Here is a 21,483-nt window from a genome sequence, read left to right as displayed (position 1 = left end):
GGCCATAGTGCGATTGTGCGCCTGAATCGCATAATTACCTGCAATCCCGGCCACAGAATCTTCGCCTTGGAATCAAGAGTTTGGGAGAAAACGCGGACCGGCAGCGTTTGACATCTGTGCGGGTCCCCCACGTTTCGGCAGGTTAGCGTTGGAGCCGAAGCCCAGCGGGGTTAGAATGAGGCACCCCGGAGAGTCAGACACTTTGATTTGAGAGGCCGCGTGACGTTATGCCTGTTGCCCAGCTTACCCTCGAACTCCGCATTGAGCATGCGCAGTCGCTGAAGGATCGGCGGCAGGTGGTGCGCTCGATGAAAGATCAGTTGCGGCAGGGATTCAACATCTCGGTTGCCGAGATGGATGAAGCGGTCACGTGGCAGTCGGCGACGCTGGGTGTGGTGGCCATCTCAGGATCGCGCAGTTATCTGCATCAGCTTATCGAAGAAGTGGAGCGGGCTGCGCGGAGGATGTCGAATGAACTCGGCGCGGAACTGACGGACAGCTTTTGGGAGTACCTGGAGAGCTGAGGCCGCGAAAAGGCTTCGCGACTCTGCTTGTTGCCGGGCGGATTTCCGCGGCGCGCACCTCCCAAGCAGTTGACCCAATCCCTGCGATTCATGGAGGAATATACAAATTCCGCTGAAAACTAACCCTCCATCTTCCTTACATTGTTTTCACCATGGAAGCTCTGATGACTTGATCAGGCAACAGAGTTGGCGGTTCACTCGGACTCAACACGCGACACACATCTGCCTGACGTCTTGCTCAATAAGTAATTGACGAGTTGGCCACTACTCGCCCGCGCCCGCATCACAGATCGCTGTTAAGGCGCTCCACAGCTCTACTAGGTTCCCGGTCTGCGAAGTAGCCCCTTCTCAAGGGCCTTCGATAGCACCTGATGGCTGTGAGCCATTTTCGCCATGCGTGCTTCGATCTTGCCTGATTCGCGTTCAATCGCGGCACGAACAAAATCATCGTCGAGCGCACACTTATTGCCCATCAGCGTGGGCAGGATTTGAGTGATCGTAGCGAGGTTCAAACCAGACGAAAGAAGGAACTGAATCGACTTCACCCACTCGACGGATTCCTCACTGTAGTTCCGGTATCCGTTCTCTCCGCGTTCACTGTGGATCATCCCGAGTTTCTCGTAATGACGGAGTGCGCGGGTACTGACAGCGGTCCGAGTTGATAGTTCTCCGATGAGCATGTTCCAGCGTCCCTTGACATTGACATGTGTGTCAAGGTTTAGCCTTTGACGAGGGAGAATATGCGATGGGCAGCGGAAAGATTCGGGTTGGAATTCTTGGTGCAGGTGGTTGGGCAAAGTATGGACATATCCCAGCTCTGAAAGCTTTGGACCAGTTCGAGATCGTTGCCGTATCGAACCGGAAAAAGGAGACGGCAGAGGAAACCGCGAAGCAGTTCCAAATCAAGCATGCGTTTTGGGACGAGCAGTCACTCATCAGCCACCCTGATGTGGACTTGGTGGCGGTTGTAGCGCCCGCTCCGGAACACGCTCGCTTGGTGAGGCAGGCCATTGCGGCAGGCAAAGATGTGTACAGCGAATGGCCGCTGACCACGAGCACGGCAGAGTCAGAGGAGCTGCTTTCGCTGGCCGAAGCGAAGGGCGTGAGGCATATCGTCGGTTTGCAACGTCGCATGGGGCCAAGCGCCCGCTATACCCGCGATCTCATTGAGCAAGGTTACGTTGGCAAGATTCGCGGTGTTCACATGACCGTCAGCGCAGATGCTTTTGTCCCGGATATGCCCGGAAGGTACAGTTGGGCCTTCGACGCCGCCAACTTCTCGAATGTCCTGTCGATCTACGCAGCGCATTTTGGAGACATGCTTTTTCGCTCTGTCGGCTTCCCGAAGAAGCTAACCGCTGTTATCGAGACTCAGTTTCCGTACTTCACTGTTCTGGAGACTGGTGAACAGATTCCGAATACAAATCCAAATGAGGTCATGGTGATCGGAACGCTTGAGAATAGCGGGCTCTTCTCAATGCAGGTGGAAGGAGCACAAAAGCATCGCACCGGCCTTCACATCGATATCTCAGGAACTGAAGGCGTTCTCCGCGTCACTAACGTTCTTGCGTTCCAAAACAAGGACGATAACGCCATTGAAGGTATGAAAGGCGACGCGACGACCTTCTCGCCGATGCCTATTCCCGAGAAGTACCAACCTCTCGCCAAGTCCGGTCTCGACGTCAGCGCACAAGACATGGCTTACCTCTATGCCGCGTACGCAAGTGACAAGCTGAATGGCACGTCAGAAGCCAGCAACTTTAGAGATGCTGTGCGGCAACACCACATGATCGATGAGATTTACAGGACATCAGCGAACTTCTTCGGATAGGTCCTGACAAACGCCAACGGCAACGCCGATTTTTCAGGACCTCTAGCTCATGCGATTCGAGTCGTCACGCCGACTTCTTCGACAAGGTCCTCCCGGCAGTTACATAGGAAAGGGAAGGTCGCGTTGTGATTAGTATCGCGGAAACGCGCTTCCCGCTAGGATTTCGCGTTCCGGTCGAATGACCGCCAACCCGGAAGTAATCCAGATTTGCGTTATGTCCGGATTGTCCACTACACTCTCGCAACCGTTTTCGCTCGGAGGGAGCAGCGGTGTGACGGGTATACTTTGGCCGATGTGGAGAGGTCTCGGAGTTGCTAATGCCCATGAGACGCGATTACGTCCCTACCGTTGGGGAAGAGGTGCTTCTGCTTAATCATCTTGGGACCTTTATGGTCGAAGAGGTTGATTCTGATTCGAAGACAGCGAGCCTTCGTGTCTTGCGTTCTGGCGTTTTGATGAAAGATGTGGAGTGGCGCACGATCTGGCCGCTCGATGACAACACCCGTGCTGTGTTAACGGACATCTTCAACAGTCAGGAGTTCAAGCAACTCCTATCCAAACGCAACGACCCCAAGGATGTGGGTGAGTGACCGCCCACCCGTCAGTTACTGGTTGATCAACATCCCCGTACGCCTTCGGCGGGGATGTTGCTGGTCAGATCCTCTGTTTTCCGATGGCGGGATTCCTGTGTACTGACTGGCAGCTTATGACTGTTCCGGGTGGCAGTACAACGCCAAGATGCCAGTGACAGAATTCGTCATATTTGGCACTTACTCGTAATGCAATGTTTTGGCGAGATCGAGCCGCAGCGCGCGCCGGGCGGGCCACAATGCTGCGGCGAGCACGATAGAAATTAACACAACGATAGCTCCTGCATAGCTAGCCGGGTCGAGATTGCTGACGCCGTACAGGCCGACACGGAGAACGCGGGAAGCGAACGCAGCGAGTGAGCCTCCGGCGAGCAATCCCAGAGCGACCGGCCATGTGTATTGGTGCAGGACCGCCGCGAGGACCGAGACGGGCCGGGCTCCGAGAGCAATTCGAATTGCGATTTCCTTGGTGCGCTGCGAGACGGTGAAGGCCACGAGTCCAATGAGTCCGATACCGGCCAGGCACACTGCCGCGAGGCCGATGGCGCTGACGGCGGAAGCGATCAATTCAATACGCGAAATGTCTTCGCGATAGAGCAGCTTGATCTGCCGGATCTCCGGCATGGCTTTGGGATCGAGACTTTCGCTGACGGATTTGATAGCGGGAGTCAGGGAGCCGGGTTCACCTGCGGCGCGCACGATGACGACCATGCCGGGCATGTCGTCTGGCTGAGCGGGCCAGTATTGTTCTGCTGCATCGTCGTCGTTGAGGGCATTGATGTGCGCATCACCGGCAACGCCGACCACGGTGTCTTTTGTCTTGCCATCGCCCATTTGCTGGCCGAGCGGATTCTGACCGGGCCACTGCTGGCGGGCGAAGGACTCGCTGACGATGACGGCGTGCTTCTCGCCGGAGTAGAAGGTGCGGCCTGTTTTGAGCGGGATGCCCATAGTCGCGAAGAAGGTGGGGTCAACCCAGTTGGGATAGATGGTGACAGTGCGGCCGTTGATCTGTGTGGAGCTGTTGGACACAGTGTGGCCAAGCGGTGGAAGTTTCACCAGAGACACCGCGCTGACGCCAGGAACGGCGCGCAGGCGATTCTGCACCTGGTCGAGATAAGCTCGAGCGGTTTCCGCGGTGTAGCCGTGCTTGCCCAACTGCGCGTCGACGGAGATGAGTTGTTGATAACCGAAGCCGGGATCGGTGTAGAGCGCGTGCTGCGTGGCGCGGAGCAACAGTGCCGCGACAATCAGAAGTATGCAGCTTGCCGCGACCTGCGCTGCTACCAGCACCTGGCGCACGATCGTTTTATGCTGGCGCTGCCGCTCAACCTGGAGAGCTGGTGCGAGGCCGAAGAAGGCAGCAGAGAGAACCGTTGCAACAGCGGTAAATGCCAGCACGCGCCAATCGGGTATCGCACTCAACCAGCGGGGTGTATTCGGCGCGGAAAGGACAAGTCGAATTACCAGGCAGCCGAGAGCGAGACCGGCAATCGAGCCGAGCGAGGAAAGTAGCAGGCTTTCGGTAAGGAGTTGGCGCAGGATGCGTCCGCGGCCGGCGCCGATGGCGATGCGGATCCCGATTTCGTGCTGACGCGCGACGGCTCGCGCGAGCATCAGGCCGCCGAGATTGGCGCACGCGACTGCGAGGATGAGCAGGGTGAGAACAGCTACCATCGCGGCGATGCGATACATCTGGGGCTGCATGACCTGCAAGTGTCCGCCAGGGGAACTCTGGATGTATTCGTTGTCCCAGACAGCTTCGGGATGCTGCTTACGGAGCTGATCGGTGAGAGTGCGCAACTCCTGCTCGGCGGCTTTCGCGCTGACGCCGGGTGCGAGTCGACCCCACATGCGGACGGTGGAGTCATTCCAGTCACTGAGGGCTTTACTGCCTTCAATGAAGTAAGGCTGTTGCGCCATCGGCATCCAGAGCTCGGGATGCTGACCGCCAAAACTGGCGAGGGCGTAGGGGGTGATGCCGATGATGGTGGCAGGCCTCTTGTTGATGTAGATGACACGGCCAACGACAGAGGGATCGGCGGAGAAGCGGTGCTGCCAGAGTTCGTAGCTGAGGATGACGACGGGGGAAGCAGAAGGCGACGAGTCAAGCGAGGGCTCGAAGAGGCGGCCGTATGCGGCCTGGGTACCGAGTTCAGTGAAGTAGTTGGGAGTAATGAATGAAGCGCCGGTGAGCTGAGTGTCGTCATCGATCTGCATGGGAGGGACGCCAAGTACTGCGATCGCGGCGGAGAGGGTATGCGCGTGGTCGCGATAGAAAGCGAACGACGGATAGGCCATCTCACTGGTGTAAGAGTCGAGCGAGCGACGCTCAAGCCGGACGATGCTCGCTGGATCGCGGACAGGGAGCGGCTTGAGCGCAACCATGTTGAACAGGCTGAAAGCGGAGACGTTGACGCCGATGCCGATGGCGAGAATGAGCACGGCCATCAGTGTGAAGCCGGGTGCGCGGACGAGAATGCGGATGCCGTATTGCAAGTCCTGGATGAGGCGATCGAGCCATGTCCAGCCCCAGGCTTCGCGGGCTTGCTCGCGCATACGCAGAGTGTTGCCGAAATTATTGCGGCCTGATCGCGCGGCCATCTCGCGGTGGAACTCCATGTCGGACTCGAGTTCGGCATCGATACGGCGGCGGTTGAAAAGATAAGTGAAACGGCGCCAAAGCTCGCCCATGGGAAACCTCCTATGCAGTGCGCAGAATGTCCTGTATGGCTTGGGTGACGCGGTCATATCCGGCCAGTTCAGCCTTCAAATGGGCGCGTCCCGCAGGCGTCAAACGATAGAAGCGAACTTTGCGATTCGTTTCTGAGATACCCCACTCGGCGGTGACCCAGCCTTTGAGAAGCATCTTTTGCAGTGTGGGGTAGAGCAGGCCTTCTTCGACGGCGAGGACCTCGCTGGAGAGAAGGTGAATTCGCTGGGCGATGGCATAGCCATGCAGCGAATTCGATTGAAGGACGCGCAGGATCAGCATGGGAAGCGCGCCGGCAGGCATTCCTTCGTTAGGCCTAATCGACATAGGCATAATAATCTTATGCCTTGCGCGGCTTGTCAAGATGAAAGGCGATTCTGCATGATCAAGCCGGGGTGAGCAAAGATGCGGAGATGGATGCGGGGCATAAAAATTTCGTGCGTTTTACTCGGTTGCGCTGCCGGTTCAGCTTGCCTCGCACAAGCGTCTGCGCCCGCCGCGGTAAAAATTCGCGTCGATCTGGCGAAATCTCTCGGTCCCGATACGCCCATATACCGGTGGTTTGGCTATGACGAATCGAACTATACGACGATGCAATACGGTAAGCAGCTATTGCGTGAGTTGCACGACCTTACTGCGGAGCCAGTGTACATTCGCGCGCATCATCTGCTGACTTCGGGTAATGGTGTCGCGGAGTTGAAGTGGTCTTCTTCGAATGTTTTCTCTCTCGATGCCCAAGGGAAACCGGTCTACGACTTCACCATCACCGACGAGACCTTTGACGAGTATCAGCGCGCGGGTGTGCGGCCGTTCGTCGAACTGGGGTTCATGCCGAAGGACCTTGCATCGGATGTGCCTGGCGTAAATGAATACCAGGTTCATTACCCGCATCCGACGATGGCCGGCGCATCCAACAATCCTCCCAGGGATTATGCGATGTGGGGCGAACTGGTGCGGAAGTTTACCGAGCATCTCGTGAAACGCTATGGGCGCGATACGGTAAGCACCTGGTACTTCGAAGTGTGGAATGAACCGGACATTGTGTATTGGCACGGCACCCGGGAGGAATATTTCAAACTGTATGACTACGCGGTTGCCGGAGTTCGTGCAGCGTTGCCGGGCGCGAAGGTGGGTGGTCCGGCAACTACGGGCCCTAACCCTGGAAAGTCTGCAGAATTCCTGGACGCATTCCTGAAGCATTGTCTCAGCGATAGGAGCGCGGCCGACGGCAAGCCGGTGCCGCTGGATTTTATCTCCTTCCATCCCAAGGGACATCCGGAAACGGTGGACGGGCACGTGCGCATGGGGCTTGCCGATGAGCTGAAGGCCGCTCGAACTGGGTTTGGCATCGTCGCCAAATATCCAAAGTTCAAGCGACTTCCCATCATCTTGAGCGAGGCCGATCCTGAAGGTTGCGCCGCCTGCTCGATGAAGATCAACCCGGCAAACGCCTATCGCAACGGGCCTCTCTATGCCGCCTATACTGCAGTCGCCATGAAGTCCCTGATGGACCTCGGCGACCAGGAAGGCGTGAACCTGGCAGGGATGCTGTCGTGGTCATTCGAATTTGAAGGCAAGGACTACTTTGAAGGATTTCGCACGCTTGCCACCAATGGAATCGACAAGCCGATCTTGAATGTGTTCCGCATGGCTGGACTCATGTCGGGCGATCGCGTGGAGGCAGAAAGCACTGGGCGGCGCTCGCTTGAGGACGTGCTTAAGTCTGGTGTCCGGCAAAATTCGGACGTGGACGCTTTCGCTACGAAAGCAGCGCGACAGGCAGCGGTGATGGTGTGGAACTACCACGATGACGATCTATCAGCGCCGGCGGCAACGGTGCAGTTGACCATCGCTGACGTTCCCGCCGGTGTGAAGCGCGTGCTGCTGGAGCATTATCGAATCGACGACTCTCACAGCAACGCCTACACGGTGTGGAAGCAGATGGGATCTCCGCAATCGCCAACTGCCAAGCAATACGCCGAACTGCGCCAGGCCGGGCAATTGGAGTTGCTGACGTCTCCGCAGTGGCTCGACGTCAACGAGGGCAAAGTGACCGTCGCAATGGAGTTGCCGCGACAGGCTATATCTCTGCTGCGCTTGCAGTGGTAGCGGTCTCTGCTATTTTTTCGGAGCCTTCCTGTCGTGGCCGTATAGATGGAGGACGACGGAAGTCACTTTGCCCTGATCATCCTTCACAAACTCCAAGCTCGTGGGGGCAGCGAGGAGGAAGAACTTCGTTTCGGTCTCGGCGTAGATGGGAGTCTTTCCCTGCCCAGTGGCCTGTCCCATCAGCTGCCCGTTTTCGACGGTGATGGCGAGATCAACACTTTTGTCGAGTTCGTACGTTCCGACATAGCTGGCCAGAACCTTGGGATCAACGTGGATTGCGGTGCGGACGGTTGGCTTGAAATCCGGCCACTGGTATTCGGCGGCGACGCTGTGCATTACCTCGTCGGCAATCTGGCCGCCGTTGTCGCCATTGGTCATCACGAAAACGCCTTCGCCGCTTTTTTCATAGGCGGCAAAATTGTTGCGGAAGCCCTCATTGGCGCCTCCGTGCGAGAAGTATGGATTGGCGTCAGAGCCGCCGATTTGAAGGCCCAGTCCCCAATGTCCCATGCCGGGTGTAAGCATTTGGCGGGTCATATCCGCGGAGAGGACATGGTTCGCCTTGCCTGCCAGAGATTGCTCGACTTCGATAGCGTAGATTGCGAGGTCGGTAGGAGTGGTCCATAGGCCAGCTGCGGCCATTTCAGGATAGGTGTGCGCGCCACCCTCTACCGGCTTGCCATCACCGCGATAAGGCGTGGCCGCATTCTTGCGCATAGACTCAGGCAGAGGTTGTTCGTAGGTGCTGTGCTTCATGCCGATCGGAGCCAGTACTGAATCGTGCAGCAATTTGGGAAACGGCTCATGACTTACGTCAATGACTGCCTGCTGCATGATGGTGTAACCGCCGCCTGAATAATTCCATCGCGCCATTGGAGCCGCTTCACTTCGAATCGCGGGAGTATTGGCTGGCTTTTCGCCGTTGAGGACCTGCACTAAGGTCGGCACTGGCTCGGTGCTGGCGTATCCGGGAAATCCGTGGACCGTGGTGCCACCGGTGTGGGTCAGCAGTTCGCGCAGCGTCACTGGTTTGCCTGTGGCGACGGGATCGGCGGGAAACTTCCAGCTTGTGAGATAGGTGTTAACGTCTGCGTCGAGGGAGAGCTTGCCGTCCTGAACGAGTCTCAGACAGGCCATCGCTGCCAACGGTTTGCTAATGGATCCTGCCTGGAACAGTGTCTCTGCATCGACGGGATCGCCTCCCAGATTGCGCACGCCAAATCCGCGGGCCCACTCGATCTTGCCGTTGTGCAGAACGGCGATGCTGACGCCGGGCACGTTGAGCTCCTTCATGCGATCAGCAAGGGTGTGGGTGGCGTGTTCGTCGCCCTTGATCACTACTTCCCCAATGAGGCCTGACGTTACGTGCTGAATGTGCTGCTCGATTTCTGCTTTGCCTGGGGGCGTGCTCTGCGCCGAGAGGAGCGAAGTGGAGCAAGCAACTGCAAGAAACACCCCAGATTTCCAGCCCAGGAAATTACCCATGATTCCTCCGCGCAACCACGGTATCACTTCCCTCTGCCAATCCAGTGTTTCGGGCTCGGCTCTGCTATCCTGATGGGTTTACGTGAAGCCACTTGAGGAGGCAAAACCATGCCGGAACACAGGGCGAGAAAGCATCATCAGGACCGGGTGGCTGAGACTCTACGGGAAGAGATCGGCGCCATGATCGAGGGCGAGCTCTCGGATCCGCGCATCGCGTTCTGTTATGTGACGGAAGTGGTGCTGAATCCGGGCGGCAAGTCGGCGCGCGTGTATGTTGCGGTAGACAATGCGGTTCCCGACATCGCCAAAGCTGAAGTGGATACCGTTGCCGGACTGGAAGCGGCCAAGGGGTATATTCGCTTTGAATTGAAGGAGCGGATGGGAGTGCGTCACGTGCCGGAGCTGTCGTTTCTGGCCGATCGTTCAGGGCGTTTCCAGGCGCGGATTGAAGAGCTGATGGACCGCTCGCGCAAACGCCAGAAGACGCCGGTTGAGTGAGTGCGGTTTTCCAGGGGAAGTCACGTCGCGGTGCACCGGTCGGAAAGGGTGCGAATCTGTTAGCCTAGCTCTGGCTGAAACTCGGTTTGCTTTCTGCGTTTTGCCTGACTTCTTGAGGTAAGTTACTCTTTGCCCGGGCCTTGGAATTCCCCCAAATTCCTGGACAGGCCGGAAGGCTGGTCAACGAGTTCGGTGGATCTTATTGAATCCGCTGATTCGTTCTGAGACTGGCTTGGAGATTTGCTGGACGTGGAGACTCAACTGGAAACAGTTGCACCTGGACCGCCTGAAAGCCGACGCTTCCGATTGCCGAGCTGGGCAACTGCGTCAGAAGCCGCGGTCTTCGTGGTCTTCAGCGCATTCTTCATCCTTTATGGAGTTGTTCCTCTGCTGGGCGGAGATGGTCTGGGCCTGGTTGGCGCCGACGAGCCGCGCTATGCGCAGATCGCGCACGAAATGCTGGTTCGATTCGATGCCGCCCACACCCTGAGTGAACGGCTGAGCGCCTGCGTCACTCCTTATCTGTATGGGCATCCCTGGCTTGAAAAGCCTGCTCTTTACTATTGGCGCGCAATGTTCGTGTTCCAGGAATTCAAGGTGCATGACTGGAGCGCGAGACTGCCATCAGCCAGCTTCGCCTTCATCATGGTGGCGCTGATCTATCTGCATATGAAGCGCTTCCGGCCCGGTGGGCACCTGGACGCAGCGCTCATTACGGTTGCATGCGCGGGGATTATTGGATTTTCGCGAGGCGCCTCAACCGATATGCAGATGGCTGCGCCGCTTTCGATTGGGCTGCTGGGATGGTACGCCTGGTATGAAACTGATTCCAAGTTCTGGTTGTTCGATATCTACTTCTTTACCGGCGTAGCCACGTTGGCAAAGGGCCCCGTTGCGCCGTTTCTGGCCATCGTTATTGTTGCGGCTTTCGCGTTTTTGCGGAAGGAGTGGTCGATTGTGCAGCGATCGGTATGGTGGCCGGGGATCGCGCTTTACTTTGCGATTACGCTGCCCTGGTTTATCGCCGTCCAGCACCAGAATCCCACATTCTTCCGCGAGTTTTTCCTCGAGCACAATCTGGAGCGCTTCGCCACGAACCGCTATCAGCATACGCAGCCATTCTGGTACTACATCGTCGTTGTCCTGCTGGCCGTGATGCCATGGACCGTGATCGCGATGCGCGCCCTGGTTGACGGTATTCAGACCTCGGTGGCGGAGTGGAGGCTGCGCAGACTGAATTCCAAGAAGCGGCCGCCGAATCGGCCGGGAGATGCCTTCCCCGAGTTTCTAGTCCTGTGGGCGATCATTCCAATCATCTTCTTTTCGTTTTCGCAGTCAAAGCTTCCGGGCTACATCCTTCCCTCCATTCCGCCCATCACGATTCTGACGGGCGACTATCTGTTCCGGCGCAGGCAGGCGGGACTGAACCGCTGGGAGTTGATTGGACACGCGGCGTTATGCGGGGTGATGACGATGTTTGCCCTGCTGCTGCCATGGTTTGTGAGTCATGGACCGGAAATGCCGCCTACGCGCGCCCTGGTTGTTGCGGTTCTTGCATCCGCTGGTGCCGCGTTGCTGATTGTTGTGGTCGTGAAAGGGTACGGTGTCGCACGGTTGCGGCTAGCGACAACAGGCGTGCTCGTGGTGTTGATGTTCTTTCTCTATGGGGTGGGGCCTTTTTTTGGAATTCCGGCGATCGACTCGACTAAGCGAGCGATTCACTTACTCGACAATTCGTACTCGGCGCGTCCGCTGGCCGATCGGCTTTTCCTGTTAGCTCCCCCCGACGAGACGGTAGCTGTCTTCCGGGTTCGCCGCGACGTGGAGTATGGTCTGGCCTTCTACCGCAACCATGAAGTCGTGAACTATGAAGACACCGGTGTGCCGGACGAGGAGCATCTTTTAGTGGCGCGCGTAACTGGCCGCCGCGGTGTGGATCTGCACACGCCCGCGGCGCTGCAGGAGTACCTGGAAGGCCGCCATTACGAGGAAATCCTCAGCTGGCCCGAGCAGGGCCTTGAGGTTTACCTCGTAGGCGCCCGGTAGTTTCTGGCTTCTCGTGCCAACATTCGAGTACTGTGTAACTTGCAGGAAGCCGGTGAATCATGGCACAGTGACCGGAAGGCCCATTAGCGGCGTACATGGTGGTGAGAGCACCGTCGCATAGTGACTGCATTGCTGACGCCGGCCGAAAGCCGACCGGATCCTACAAGGGAAACATGGCAGCTGGCGTGACCATCGAGATCCTCGATCTTCGACATTTTGCCGCGCCGGTGCTGCGGCCCGTGCTCGACGCTGAAGGGGAATTGTGGAGCAAGCGGCTGCATTGGGATTATCGTGCTTCGGCCCGCCTACTGATGCAGTATCTGGATAATCACCTTCTGCCGGGCTATGCCGCGCTGGAGGGCGGCCAAGTTACCGGCTACGCTTTCTGCGTGTACGAGGAGACCAAGGCAGTGATCGGCGACGTTTTTGCGTTGCCGGGAAAAAGTCCCGAGTCGGTTGCTGCCGCAGGAGCGCCGGAGCCTGCGCGGGAGATCGAATCGACCTTGCTGCGGCACCTGTTTGAAACCTTGCTGAATTCGCCAAACGTGGATCGAATCGAATCTCAGCTTTTGCTTCATCCTTCTGGTACCCACTCGGCAGTTTTTCGTGATGCGGGATTTGAGATTTATCCCAGACACTTCATGGTCCAGCAACTCGCCGGGCATTGGAGCCGGCCTCGAGTTGATCTGCCAGGCAATTTAGAACTGAGGCCGTGGCGCGATGACGATCTGAACGCAGCCGCGCGCCTCATCGCCATTGCCTATAACGGTCATCCAGACAGCCTCATCAATGACCAATACCGCTCAACGTATGGATCGATGCGATTTCTTCACAACATCGTGCGCTACTCGGGCTGCGGAGTCTTTTCCGCGCAGGTATCGCACGTGGTGGCGGACCGCAACAGCCGCGAACTAGCGGCCCTGGTACTCGGCTCGCGCGTGAGCCCCCAAAGCGGACACATCACGCAACTGTGCGTACACCCCAGTTATCGCCAGCAGGGCGTTGCACGTTTACTGCTTTCGGTGGCTGCGGCCCATTTTGTGCGACAGGGTGTGAGCGAAATTTCTTTGACGGTTACCGAAGCAAATACAAATGCCATAAAGCTCTACGAGAACGAAGGCTACGAATGCACACACGTCTTCGACGCAGCCGTGTGGGAGCGGGCCGCAGGAGCTTGAGTTTCCAGTGGCACACTCAAATGCGAGCTGAAGGCGATGGCGTACGAGTTCTTAGCGCGCGATCAGAAACATCACCCAGCTGAGCACGATAGCCGAGCCCACAAAGAGCGCGAAGCAATATAGCCCATAGCGGAACATCTTCTGCGGCGTTTCGCGTTGCGTGATGCCAAAGACTGTGGAAGCAAAGGTTGCGAATAGCAGGACCGCTGCGAAATGGGAGGGACTGAACACTAGAGCTTCCTCCCCGTGCGGATGTTGTGCGCGTCGACAGCGGCGATGATGTTCAAGAGGCCTGCAACAACGATGAAGCGTGTGCCCCAATCGGCCACGGTGAGCTGGACCGAATCGGTGCCGAGACCCATAGTGCGGCCCACGAAGTAGAGCAGGCCGCTACCCAGGTCACCCGCAAGGCCGAGCATTTCCAGAATGTCGTGCGCGTTGGCATAGAGGTGGCCCTGCATCGCCAGGCCGAGGGCGAACATGCAGACGATAGAGATCGCTAGAAGTGCGCCGCGGGCCCATTTGCGCAGCAAAAAATGTCCAGCGCCGGGGATGAGCCAGCCAGCAATCAAAGGAAGAAAGACGAACCCGCCTTGAGCGCTCTTGGGCGCAACTACGTTTTTATTTTCAGCTTCTGCCATTCCCTTTTGACTATATCGCAGCAGGCTCGGTCAGGATTCAGAGACCGGGATCAGTCCGGGTGGGAATGGCGACGCCTCTTCCGCGTGTTCCATAGCTTCGACCAGGACATATGTTGAAGGGCAAAGGGCGATGCAATGAGAAGTGTAGCGATGAAAACTCGCAACGCGTCATTCCGGATCAATCTTGCTCCAAACGGACTCAGCCCAATCATCACGGCGGCAACCAGAGCCAGCCCGCATGGAAGCAGGCCATAAACGATGAATCGCCAATCACTAAACAGCGCAGCTGGTCCTGAATCTTCGATGCCAGCGCGGTCAATCAACACATTCAGGTACATGTCCCCGCTCGCTAGGCGCGCAAGTGCGTTATTCCATTCCTCCTCTTTGCCAGCCCTCCTGTCCTGATCGTATGCGTGACGAATGAGCCCGGCGATTTTAGCCTCGTATCCCTCATCGTCGAAATCGCGCTCGAACGCTTGCGAGGCTTGCATATCTTTGGGACTTGCCGAGACCTCGGCAAACCCGAGCATGCGAATCTCTACGTCGGCTAGCGGTATGTCCTCCAGCCTTGCCTGATTGACAATGCGATCGATCAGGAACTGTTTCGAACTTAGCGTACGCGCCGGGGTCATCGCACTCAGATTCTTACAAGTTCGCGCTGGATTTTGCCGGTGACCCAGGCTTTGCCGGGGGCGGTGATCATGTCGATCTCGCTGCGGATGCCGAATTCGGGCAGGTAGACGCCGGGCTCGACGGAGAAGCAGGTGTTGGGCAGGATCTGGCGGATGTCGTGAGTCTCGAGGTTATCGAGGTGTGCGCCGGGACCATGGATTTCGTGAGCGATGTTGTGGCCGGTGCGATGGGTAAAGTAGTCGGCGAATCCAGCGGTGCGGACAACAGCGCGCGCCGCATCATCGGCTTCATAGCCCTGTATCGGTCGACCCTCAAAGAACGCTTTCTCCACAACACTGATCGCCGCGTCGCGGGCGTTGCGCACGGTTTCGAAAACGAGTTGTTCGCGTTCCGATGGTTCGCGACCTACTACGCCGGTCCACGTGATGTCGTAGTAGACACTCTCAGCATCGTCGACGCGACCCCAGATGTCGATGAGGAGGAAGTCACCTTCTTTGATATCGGCGGTATGGTCGATGGTAGGTTCGTAGTGCGAATCGGAGCAGTTGGCGTTGACGCTGACGTTAGGGCCATTCTCCCAGACAAGGTTGGCGCGCTTCATGCCTTCGCTGAGCCATTGCACCATGTCGAACTCGGTGACCTTGCCCTGCTTGCCCTTGGCGGGACGCAGGCGGCGGCCGATCTCCTTCCAACCTTCCTGGAGGATTTCGTCGATAGCTTTTTGCGCGACGGTGTGGCTGGCGATCTGACTTTCACTGAGCACGGCTTCGAATCGACTTACGAGGTCGGCGGAACTGACGATTCCTTTGCCGATGCTGCGCAGAAATTCGATCGTGCCGGCATCGACCATGGATACGTACATAATGGCGTTGTTAGGCGAATACTGCATGACGATGCGGTTTGCGCCATTGAGCATCGCCTCGAGACCAGAGGCCAGTTCCTGCCAGCTTGAATAGAGGCCCTTGGAGCCGGGAAGCGTGTCGAGGCGGCCCTGTTCAATGCGGTGCATCATCTTGCGGGGCTCGCCGGTGGCGGGGATGAAGTAATACCAGCGCCGGGTAATGTGGGCCTTGGGATCGAGGCCGAGGATGCGCTCGCCGATGGGGTCGCGGTGATGATGGTCGTAGAAGAGCCAGCCGTCGTGCCCGGCGTCGCGGAGGGCCGATTGAATTGCTTCCAGGTTCATAGAGGCATTTTAGTGTGTGGATTTGGCGATGAGCGGGCGACATCCACCGGGAAAGGCCAGTTTCTGTCACTAACGTTCGCCGGAAAAGCAGAAACCGCTTTCGCCCTCAACGAGGTCAATCGCGGTTTCGGTCGTTCAGGATTTGGAGATCGATACAAGTAAGACGGGTGCGTCCTCTGCCGTTAACTGACAGACCTCTCCAATTCGATCGCGCGCGGAAAGTAGATGTTGTTCTCGAGATGAATATGCTGATGCAGGTCCTGCTCGAACTCCTTCAGCCCGTCATAGAACGCGTGGAAAGTCGGGCAGGCATCCGGCGGAGTGGTGAAATTTCCGCTCAGACGGCGGATTTCAGCAAGCAGAGTTCCGGCAGCGTCGTGTTCCTGGGTCATCATTGCGATCGGGTTGGAGACCGTGCCGAAGCAGCTATGCGGCCTGGGCGTTCCGTTGGAAATGGATTGCTCGAGACGAGCGATATAGGGAAACAAAACCGCTTCTTCCTTGGCGAGATGCTGGGTGAGTTCTTCGTCCAGATGCTTTAGAGTAGTCGCAATGAGCGGCAATTCTGGCTTGGTTGAGCCGTGACGATTGACGACTTTCTGCGCGAGTTGGGCCAGCCTGGGCAGCTCATTTTTCACATATGCGTGGTGCTTGGCGACGATGTGAGAGCTCAAGCTTTCCAACGATTTATCGGTCCAGTTATCGAACTCGGTGCCGGGTTTCTTTTCCGCCGCTTCCAACGCAGCAAGGACCGCGTCAATTTCCAGGTTTCCGGCAGCGCATGCCTCGGCCAGAGGTTTGCGGCCTCCACAGCAATAGTCGATTCCAAATTGTTCAAATACCCGGATTGCGGTCGGCTGTTCCAGTGCGATTTCGCGAACGGTTTGCGTGGTTGCGGTCATTTCGATCTCCTTGAATACAGCCTAGAGAAATCGAAATACGGCGACAGCGACTTTGGTCACTCTGAACAGATTTGATTAGGTTTTTTAGCGGAATCAGCAGAGGCAGGCTACTTGCGCCGAAATCGGAACTCAGTGCCAATCGCGGTGAGGGCATTGCGGTCCAGCACCTGCGCGGCGCGAGCGAAGACCGTCGTTTCCTCGACCTGGATGTGGTCAGAATAGAGTTGCTTGAGGCGCGACGTTTTTGAAAGTAGCTGCCGCGTTTCGTCCGGAGTCAGGCCGCTGGATTCAATCCAGGCTGTATAGAGATGTTCGACCGACGTGTGCAGACCGTTTGCCTCGCGATGATCATGTTCCAGCCGATCGATCTCTTCGAAGGCTTGTGCATCCGATTTGCGCAGTCGGGGAAAGAGGGATTGCTCTTCATCCGCGGTGTGGCGCTGCCCGCCGGTACGGAAGTATTGCAGTGCAGCTTGAACCGCAGCGCGCTCTTCGTTGGTAAGAGCTCTGCCCTGTGCGCGATCGACTACAACGCAGAGAATGTGGAGAAAGCTCTCGATCCTTCTGTGGCAGTCCTTGAGCATGCCAATCGGGTCATCGAAACCACTGTCCGGCTTTGCGCCAATCTGAATCGCCATGACATCTCCTCTTTACTTCCGTTCCTTGTCATTGTCGTCCATTCGGGGACGATTGGCTCTCAGGCGCCCTGAAGAACATGAAGCGTCGTCGACGTCTTCAACTGCGGTGCCGGCTGCATGTAGCCTTTTGGAATATAGGAGCAGCACGGCTCTTCGGCATTAGGGTTGCCAGTCAAAGCATAAGCCCGGGCTCGCGATCCGCCACAGATTTCTTTGAATTCGCAGGCGCCGCACTTCCCTTCGAGCTTGGAGGTGTTGCGCAAATCGCGGAACAGCGGCGACTCGCGATATATTTCGGCCAACGTTTGCTCCCGGACACTACCGGCTGAGAGGGGAAGAAATCCGCTCGGAAACACTTCTCCTTTGTGGGAGATGAAGATGACACCCTTGCCATCGTTAAGACCGCGCGGTGCGCGTCCAATTGAGTCTGCTGCTCTGTCGTGCTGTGAGGGGAGGTTGATTCCTGACTTTCGTTCGGCAACGCGCTGCTGCAAGAGGTAGCGTCTGTAGTGCTGCGCCTCGGTTGTTTTAATGTCGAAGCTCGCGGTTTTGGACAGACTATAAACCTTAGCGAAGACCAATTCGAACTCGTCCGCACTCAGTAGATCGTTCAGCTTTCCGCGTCCGGTAGGAACGAGGAAGAAGACACTCCAGAGGGTTATCTTCAGCTTCTCCATCAAGGCGACAATGTTGTCAATCTCGTTGATGTTCCTTCGGCTGAACGTGGTGTTGATCTGCAAAGGTAGTCCAACCTCATTTGCCCAGCGCACGGCATCAAGGGTTCGCGCGAATGAACCGCTCATCCCGCGGAATGCGTCGTGGGTTTCTGGACTTGCACCGTCCATGCTCACTGCGAGCCGCGCGAGGCCGGCCTCTTTGAGCCTCACAATAATTTCCTTCGTCAGCAAAGGCGTGGCGCTTGGCGTCAGCGAAACTCTGACTCCCGCTGAGCGGGCGTGTGCGATCAGTTCAAAGAGATCGGGCCGCTTAATGGGATCGCCTCCCGTCAATACAAAGACAGGAACCTTCAAGGCCGTGATTTCATCGATCAGATGTTTGCCCTCATCTGTGCTCAGTTCCATCGGACTGCGGTCCGGCTGAGCGGACGCGCGGCAATGGACACAAGCAAGGTCGCAAGCCTGGGTCACTTCCCAGATGGCGATGAATGGACGTTCGTTGAAGTCGGTGGTGTTGATCTGCGGGTTCATGCAACCTATGAGACCGCGAAGAGAGGGCGGATGCAGTGACCTAAGTCCCAGGCGGCGTCGCATTCTCAGAATTATTCAGCGCGAAACTTTGATCTGAGGTCGCACGGCTGGCAGGGAGTAAGTCCCTTCACGCAACCGAAGATGACGCGGGTGCTAAGCTCATGCCGTAAGATTCTCGAGTGACTGCTGAACGCACCGATCTCGCCACTGCCCTCGGTAAGACCGCACTGTTATCGAGCCTCACGCCGACGGAGTTGAAGACGCTGGCCGCGCGAACAGTTCGCAAGCTGTTCAGTGCCGGGGAGTTGCTTTTTTCTGAAGGCGAGCCGTGCAATGGCCTGCACATCATCGCACAGGGCAAGGTTCGTATTTTCAAGACTTCGATGAGCGGCCGAGAACAGGTTCTTGCGATTAATGTTCCAGGGGAGTCGGTCGCGGAACTGCCAGTCTTCGATGGCGGTCCATTTCCGGCCTCCGCCGTTGCGATCGAGGATGCAGAAATTGCATTCATCTCGCGTCGCGATTTTCAGGCGTACTGCATGGAGCATCCTGAAGTTGCATTGAAAGTTCTCCAGGTGGTGGGGACGCGGTTGCGACGGCTGGTGGGGATTATTGAGGAACTATCGTTTACCACGATCCGGCAGCGCTTGATTTCAGTCTTGTTCAAGCTGGCAGAGAGCGAAGGAAAGAAGACTGCTCGCGGAATTGAATTCCAGCTTCCCGCAACCCATCAGGAACTTGCCAATCAACTAGGCACCGTGCGCGAGCTCGTTTCCCGCAACCTGATGCGCCTTCAGGCTGAAGGACTGCTGGACGTGGACGCGCGACAGATCGTCGTCAAGGATCTCAGCGGTTTGAAAGCACTTCTCGAGGCTTCGGCTTAGATCATCTTCGACTCCGAGTGACATAAGTTACTGCTCCGTTCTTACTTGAACGCTAGGGTTGCTAGTGGAGAGTGCTTATGTCCACCGCAGCGCAGTCTATCCGCGAGATCGTAACTAGCAGCCCATCCGCAGCCAGCATCTTTCATCGATTTGACATTGATCTGTGCGTGCAGGCGGACTTGTCGCTCGAAGCCGTGTGCCGGGAGCTGCAACTCTCTGTGGATCAAGTTCTCGAAAAACTTGCTGACGCAGAGGTTAAGGAACGTGGTGGCTTGGCATTCGATCCTCTCGATGTATCGCTTGGCCGGCTGATTCAACACATCGTCCGCGTTCATCATCATCGCGTTCGTCAAGTGCTCCCGGCCCTGGCTGAGATGGCGTCAAAGGTCGCGACAAAGAGGAGTGATCGAGATCCCGAACTGGTGAGAATCGCCGAATTAGTTGAGGCGCTTCGCAGCGAGATGTATGCGCATATCGAAAAGGAAGAGCAGGTGCTCTTTCCGTTCATCTCGCAGATCGATCAGGAATCGATCGTCGCCTATCCTCCCGCGCATGCATGTTTCCGTTCGGTCGCTCACCCGATCTTCATGATGGAGCAGGAACATGAATCTGCCGATCACATCATGCGGGAGCTCATTCGCATCACCAGTCACTTTGAGGCACCTTCATGGGCATGTGCGACGCATACCGCTCTCTTTTCGGGGCTCCGGGAATTTGAGGCAGACCTCAAACAGCATGTGCATCTTGAGAATGATGTTCTGTTTCCGCGTGCCATTCAACTGGAAGCAGAAATCAAGGTAAGGAGCTAGCCATGGGTACGATTTCGTTGTTGGATCAATCTGTTTCCGTCGGTGCAGTCGGTGAGAACTCAGTGATCATCGCGCGCGAACGGCAAAAGAGCTTGGTGCTTCGCGCATGGATTGGCAGCGGACTTTTCTTTATGGCTTTGCCTGGGACGCTGCTGGGGTTTTCAAACCTGATGGCGATCAGTGCGCATCATGGGCTGGGGACATTGCCGGCCGCATGGATGGAAGGTCATGGGCACGCACAGATGTTCGGATGGATTGGTAGTTTTATTCTTGGCATCGGCTTCTATTCCCAGCCTGCGCATGGACGGTCGGTCCTTCGCGTTCCTCTTTCCTGTTACCTGCTGTGGACATCCGGCGTTGCGATGCGCTGGTTTGGAAATATTTATGGGTGCCAGTGGCGCACTCTGCTACCGGTATCCGCGGGATTTGAGCTTCTTGCGGTGATGCTGTTTCTATACGCTGCTTCACACCACAAGCTGCCGGAATCGGGCGACGGGAATAAGGCGAAGGCGCCGATGGAAATGTGGATGGTCTCGGTTTTGATTGGCACTGCGGGGCTTGCGGCTGGTGTCATCTTCAATTTTGTTGAGTGCGTTCGTTTGGGCTTGCAGGGCGGCCTGAGGTCATTTCCTCACTCGCTCGATCAAAAATATCTCGTCTTGCTTGGCTGGGGATTTGTGGTGCCAGTGGTGTGGGGGTTTTCGGCACGATGGCTGCCGTCGTTTCTCGCGATATCGAAGCCGAGTGTACGTTGGTTTCGCATGGCTCTGTTGATGGCCATCACAGGTGTTCTATTTGGGGTTTCTGGCTTGCCCAAGCCGGCGACGATTCTGTTTGCGCTTGGCTCAGGCACGATTGGGATTGCTCTTCGCTTAACAGAACGTCCGCATGGCCACGCCAAAATCCATGGTATCCATCCGAGTTTTCCGGTCTTCATTCGTTTGGCTTATGCATGGCTTATTGTGGCGGGATCGATGAGTGTCTGGGCGGCATTTATGGATGTCCACGGGGGCATCTGGGGTGCTTCGCGTCATGCGCTCACGGTCGGATTCGCGGCAACGATGGTGTTCGCGATTGGGCCGCGCATCCTGCCTCACTTTGCCGGCATTCAGCGGATCTTCAGCACGCAGCTGATGTTCTTCAGCCTGGTATGTCTTCAGACCGGATGCCTGCTGCGAGTTGTTTTTGAGCCTTTGGCCTATGAAGGTCTGGCTTCGTTCGCGTGGAGGGTGCTGCCTGTTTCAGGCGTGCTGGAATTGAGCGGGGTGCTTCTGTTCGCTTCAAACCTCATGGCTACCTTCTTGCTCGGCCGCCGGGCATTTGCGACCGAGAGCTAACAACCCAAGGCATAATCCCCCGTAAGGTCACGGAAAGATGAACGGGACCCCCGCTCGCGGTGTGATTTAGATCACACCGCGACTCGTTTTTTGCTGGGATGATCAGTCTCGGTAATTTTGAAGTTTCTACGCCGGATAGTGACCTAAGTCCCTGCATTCCCCTTTCACTGAACGCTACTGTTGCCTCAGTGCGAATGTTCTTGAGGGACTTTCAATGACTTCCAGAGGCATCCCATTGCGAGTTTATGCGCCGCGGAAACACACGGATTGG

The 21,483-nt window shown here is 56.9% G+C and carries 21 protein-coding genes; 10 read left to right on the top strand and 11 right to left on the bottom strand.

Features of this window, described 5'->3' with window-relative positions; translation table 11 throughout:
* The first annotated feature begins 227 nt into the window (after positions 1 to 227).
* Entirely contained in the window at positions 228 to 524 is a 297-nt protein-coding gene (locus P8935_RS02945) for a DUF503 domain-containing protein (protein ID WP_348263521.1), read from the top strand.
* Between the two features lie 317 nt (positions 525 to 841).
* Here the strand turns inward: P8935_RS02945 and P8935_RS02940 are convergent, their stop codons facing one another.
* On the bottom strand, positions 842 to 1,204 hold the full coding sequence (locus P8935_RS02940; RefSeq protein ID WP_348263520.1) for a MerR family transcriptional regulator: 363 nt from the start codon (positions 1,202 to 1,204) through the stop codon (positions 842 to 844).
* A 65-nt stretch (positions 1,205 to 1,269) separates the two neighbouring features.
* Between P8935_RS02940 and P8935_RS02935 the strand changes: the two genes are divergently transcribed.
* Together P8935_RS02935 and P8935_RS02930 are read left to right on the top strand one after the other, a co-directional pair.
* The gene (locus P8935_RS02935) at positions 1,270 to 2,355 is read left to right on the top strand and encodes a Gfo/Idh/MocA family oxidoreductase (protein WP_348263519.1); all 1,086 of its coding nucleotides are present in this window, start codon (positions 1,270 to 1,272) and stop codon (positions 2,353 to 2,355) included.
* Positions 2,356 to 2,672: 317 nt separating this feature from the next.
* Entirely contained in the window at positions 2,673 to 2,945 is a 273-nt protein-coding gene (locus P8935_RS02930) for a hypothetical protein (RefSeq protein ID WP_348263518.1), read from the top strand.
* Positions 2,946 to 3,125: 180 nt separating this feature from the next.
* On the opposite strand, the gene P8935_RS02925 is transcribed toward P8935_RS02930, so the two are convergent.
* A complete protein-coding gene (locus P8935_RS02925; protein WP_348263517.1) occupies positions 3,126 to 5,639 on the bottom strand; it encodes an ABC transporter permease in 2,514 nt (837 codons plus the stop codon).
* A gap of 10 nt (positions 5,640 to 5,649) precedes the next feature.
* Entirely contained in the window at positions 5,650 to 5,985 is a 336-nt protein-coding gene (locus tag P8935_RS02920) for a PadR family transcriptional regulator (protein WP_348263516.1), read from the bottom strand.
* A 90-nt stretch (positions 5,986 to 6,075) separates the two neighbouring features.
* Between P8935_RS02920 and P8935_RS02915 the strand changes: the two genes are divergently transcribed.
* Positions 6,076 to 7,767 carry a beta-xylosidase gene (locus P8935_RS02915; protein ID WP_348263515.1) on the top strand — a complete coding sequence of 564 codons (1,692 nt, stop codon included), beginning with the start codon at positions 6,076 to 6,078 and terminating at the stop codon, positions 7,765 to 7,767.
* 9 nt (positions 7,768 to 7,776) lie between these two features.
* Here P8935_RS02915 and P8935_RS02910 read toward each other — a convergent pair whose 3' ends face one another.
* Positions 7,777 to 9,252: a serine hydrolase gene (locus tag P8935_RS02910; RefSeq protein WP_348263514.1), complete on the bottom strand. Its 1,476-nt coding sequence runs from the start codon at positions 9,250 to 9,252 to the stop codon at positions 7,777 to 7,779.
* Positions 9,253 to 9,360: 108 nt separating this feature from the next.
* Here P8935_RS02910 and rbfA point away from each other — a divergent pair, with 108 nt between their 5' ends.
* The 3 genes from rbfA (at position 9,361) to P8935_RS02895 (ending at position 12,974) form a co-directional block, all read left to right on the top strand.
* Entirely contained in the window at positions 9,361 to 9,750 is a 390-nt protein-coding gene (gene rbfA / locus P8935_RS02905) for a 30S ribosome-binding factor RbfA (RefSeq protein ID WP_348263513.1), read from the top strand.
* Positions 9,751 to 9,999: 249 nt separating this feature from the next.
* A complete protein-coding gene (locus P8935_RS02900; protein ID WP_348263512.1) occupies positions 10,000 to 11,796 on the top strand; it encodes a glycosyltransferase family 39 protein in 1,797 nt (598 codons plus the stop codon).
* 173 nt (positions 11,797 to 11,969) lie between these two features.
* Positions 11,970 to 12,974, top strand: coding sequence for an N-acetyltransferase (locus tag P8935_RS02895; protein WP_348263511.1), 1,005 nt, complete (start codon positions 11,970 to 11,972; stop codon positions 12,972 to 12,974).
* A gap of 51 nt (positions 12,975 to 13,025) precedes the next feature.
* Here the strand turns inward: P8935_RS02895 and P8935_RS02890 are convergent, their stop codons facing one another.
* The 7 genes from P8935_RS02890 to P8935_RS02860 all read right to left on the bottom strand — a co-directional run bounded on the left by P8935_RS02890 (position 13,026) and on the right by P8935_RS02860 (position 18,182).
* Positions 13,026 to 13,205, bottom strand: a complete 180-nt coding sequence (locus P8935_RS02890; RefSeq protein ID WP_348263510.1) for a hypothetical protein — start codon at positions 13,203 to 13,205, stop codon at positions 13,026 to 13,028.
* A complete protein-coding gene (locus P8935_RS02885) occupies positions 13,205 to 13,615 on the bottom strand; it encodes a DUF6677 family protein (protein WP_348263509.1) in 411 nt (136 codons plus the stop codon). The genes P8935_RS02890 and P8935_RS02885 overlap by 1 nt, the downstream gene beginning before the upstream one ends.
* Positions 13,616 to 13,665: 50 nt before the next feature.
* Positions 13,666 to 14,247, bottom strand: coding sequence for a hypothetical protein (locus P8935_RS02880; protein WP_348263508.1), 582 nt, complete (start codon positions 14,245 to 14,247; stop codon positions 13,666 to 13,668).
* 5 nt (positions 14,248 to 14,252) lie between these two features.
* On the bottom strand, positions 14,253 to 15,434 hold the full coding sequence (locus P8935_RS02875) for a M24 family metallopeptidase (RefSeq protein WP_348263507.1): 1,182 nt from the start codon (positions 15,432 to 15,434) through the stop codon (positions 14,253 to 14,255).
* Between the two features lie 182 nt (positions 15,435 to 15,616).
* Positions 15,617 to 16,336 (bottom strand): iron-sulfur cluster repair di-iron protein, encoded by a 720-nt coding sequence (gene ric / locus P8935_RS02870; RefSeq protein WP_348263506.1) that lies wholly within the window; start codon positions 16,334 to 16,336, stop codon positions 15,617 to 15,619.
* A gap of 107 nt (positions 16,337 to 16,443) precedes the next feature.
* The gene (locus P8935_RS02865) at positions 16,444 to 16,974 is read right to left on the bottom strand and encodes a hemerythrin domain-containing protein (protein ID WP_348263505.1); all 531 of its coding nucleotides are present in this window, start codon (positions 16,972 to 16,974) and stop codon (positions 16,444 to 16,446) included.
* Positions 16,975 to 17,033: 59 nt separating this feature from the next.
* On the bottom strand, positions 17,034 to 18,182 hold the full coding sequence (locus P8935_RS02860; protein WP_348263504.1) for a TIGR04053 family radical SAM/SPASM domain-containing protein: 1,149 nt from the start codon (positions 18,180 to 18,182) through the stop codon (positions 17,034 to 17,036).
* Between the two features lie 179 nt (positions 18,183 to 18,361).
* On the opposite strand from P8935_RS02860, the gene P8935_RS02855 reads away from it, so the two are divergent.
* The 3 genes from P8935_RS02855 (at position 18,362) to P8935_RS02845 (ending at position 21,212) form a co-directional block, all read left to right on the top strand.
* Positions 18,362 to 19,066, top strand: coding sequence for a Crp/Fnr family transcriptional regulator (locus tag P8935_RS02855; protein WP_348263503.1), 705 nt, complete (start codon positions 18,362 to 18,364; stop codon positions 19,064 to 19,066).
* Between the two features lie 77 nt (positions 19,067 to 19,143).
* Positions 19,144 to 19,875, top strand: a complete 732-nt coding sequence (locus P8935_RS02850) for a DUF542 domain-containing protein (RefSeq protein WP_348263502.1) — start codon at positions 19,144 to 19,146, stop codon at positions 19,873 to 19,875.
* 2 nt (positions 19,876 to 19,877) lie between these two features.
* Entirely contained in the window at positions 19,878 to 21,212 is a 1,335-nt protein-coding gene (locus P8935_RS02845) for a hypothetical protein (RefSeq protein ID WP_348263501.1), read from the top strand.
* Positions 21,213 to 21,483: the final 271 nt, after the last annotated feature.

This window comes from Telmatobacter sp. DSM 110680, from assembly GCF_039994875.1.
In the GTDB taxonomy this organism is placed as follows: domain Bacteria; phylum Acidobacteriota; class Terriglobia; order Terriglobales; family Acidobacteriaceae; genus Telmatobacter.
The sequence above is the reverse complement of the archived record's forward strand: the minus strand, read 5'-3'. Positions and strand labels throughout refer to the sequence as shown.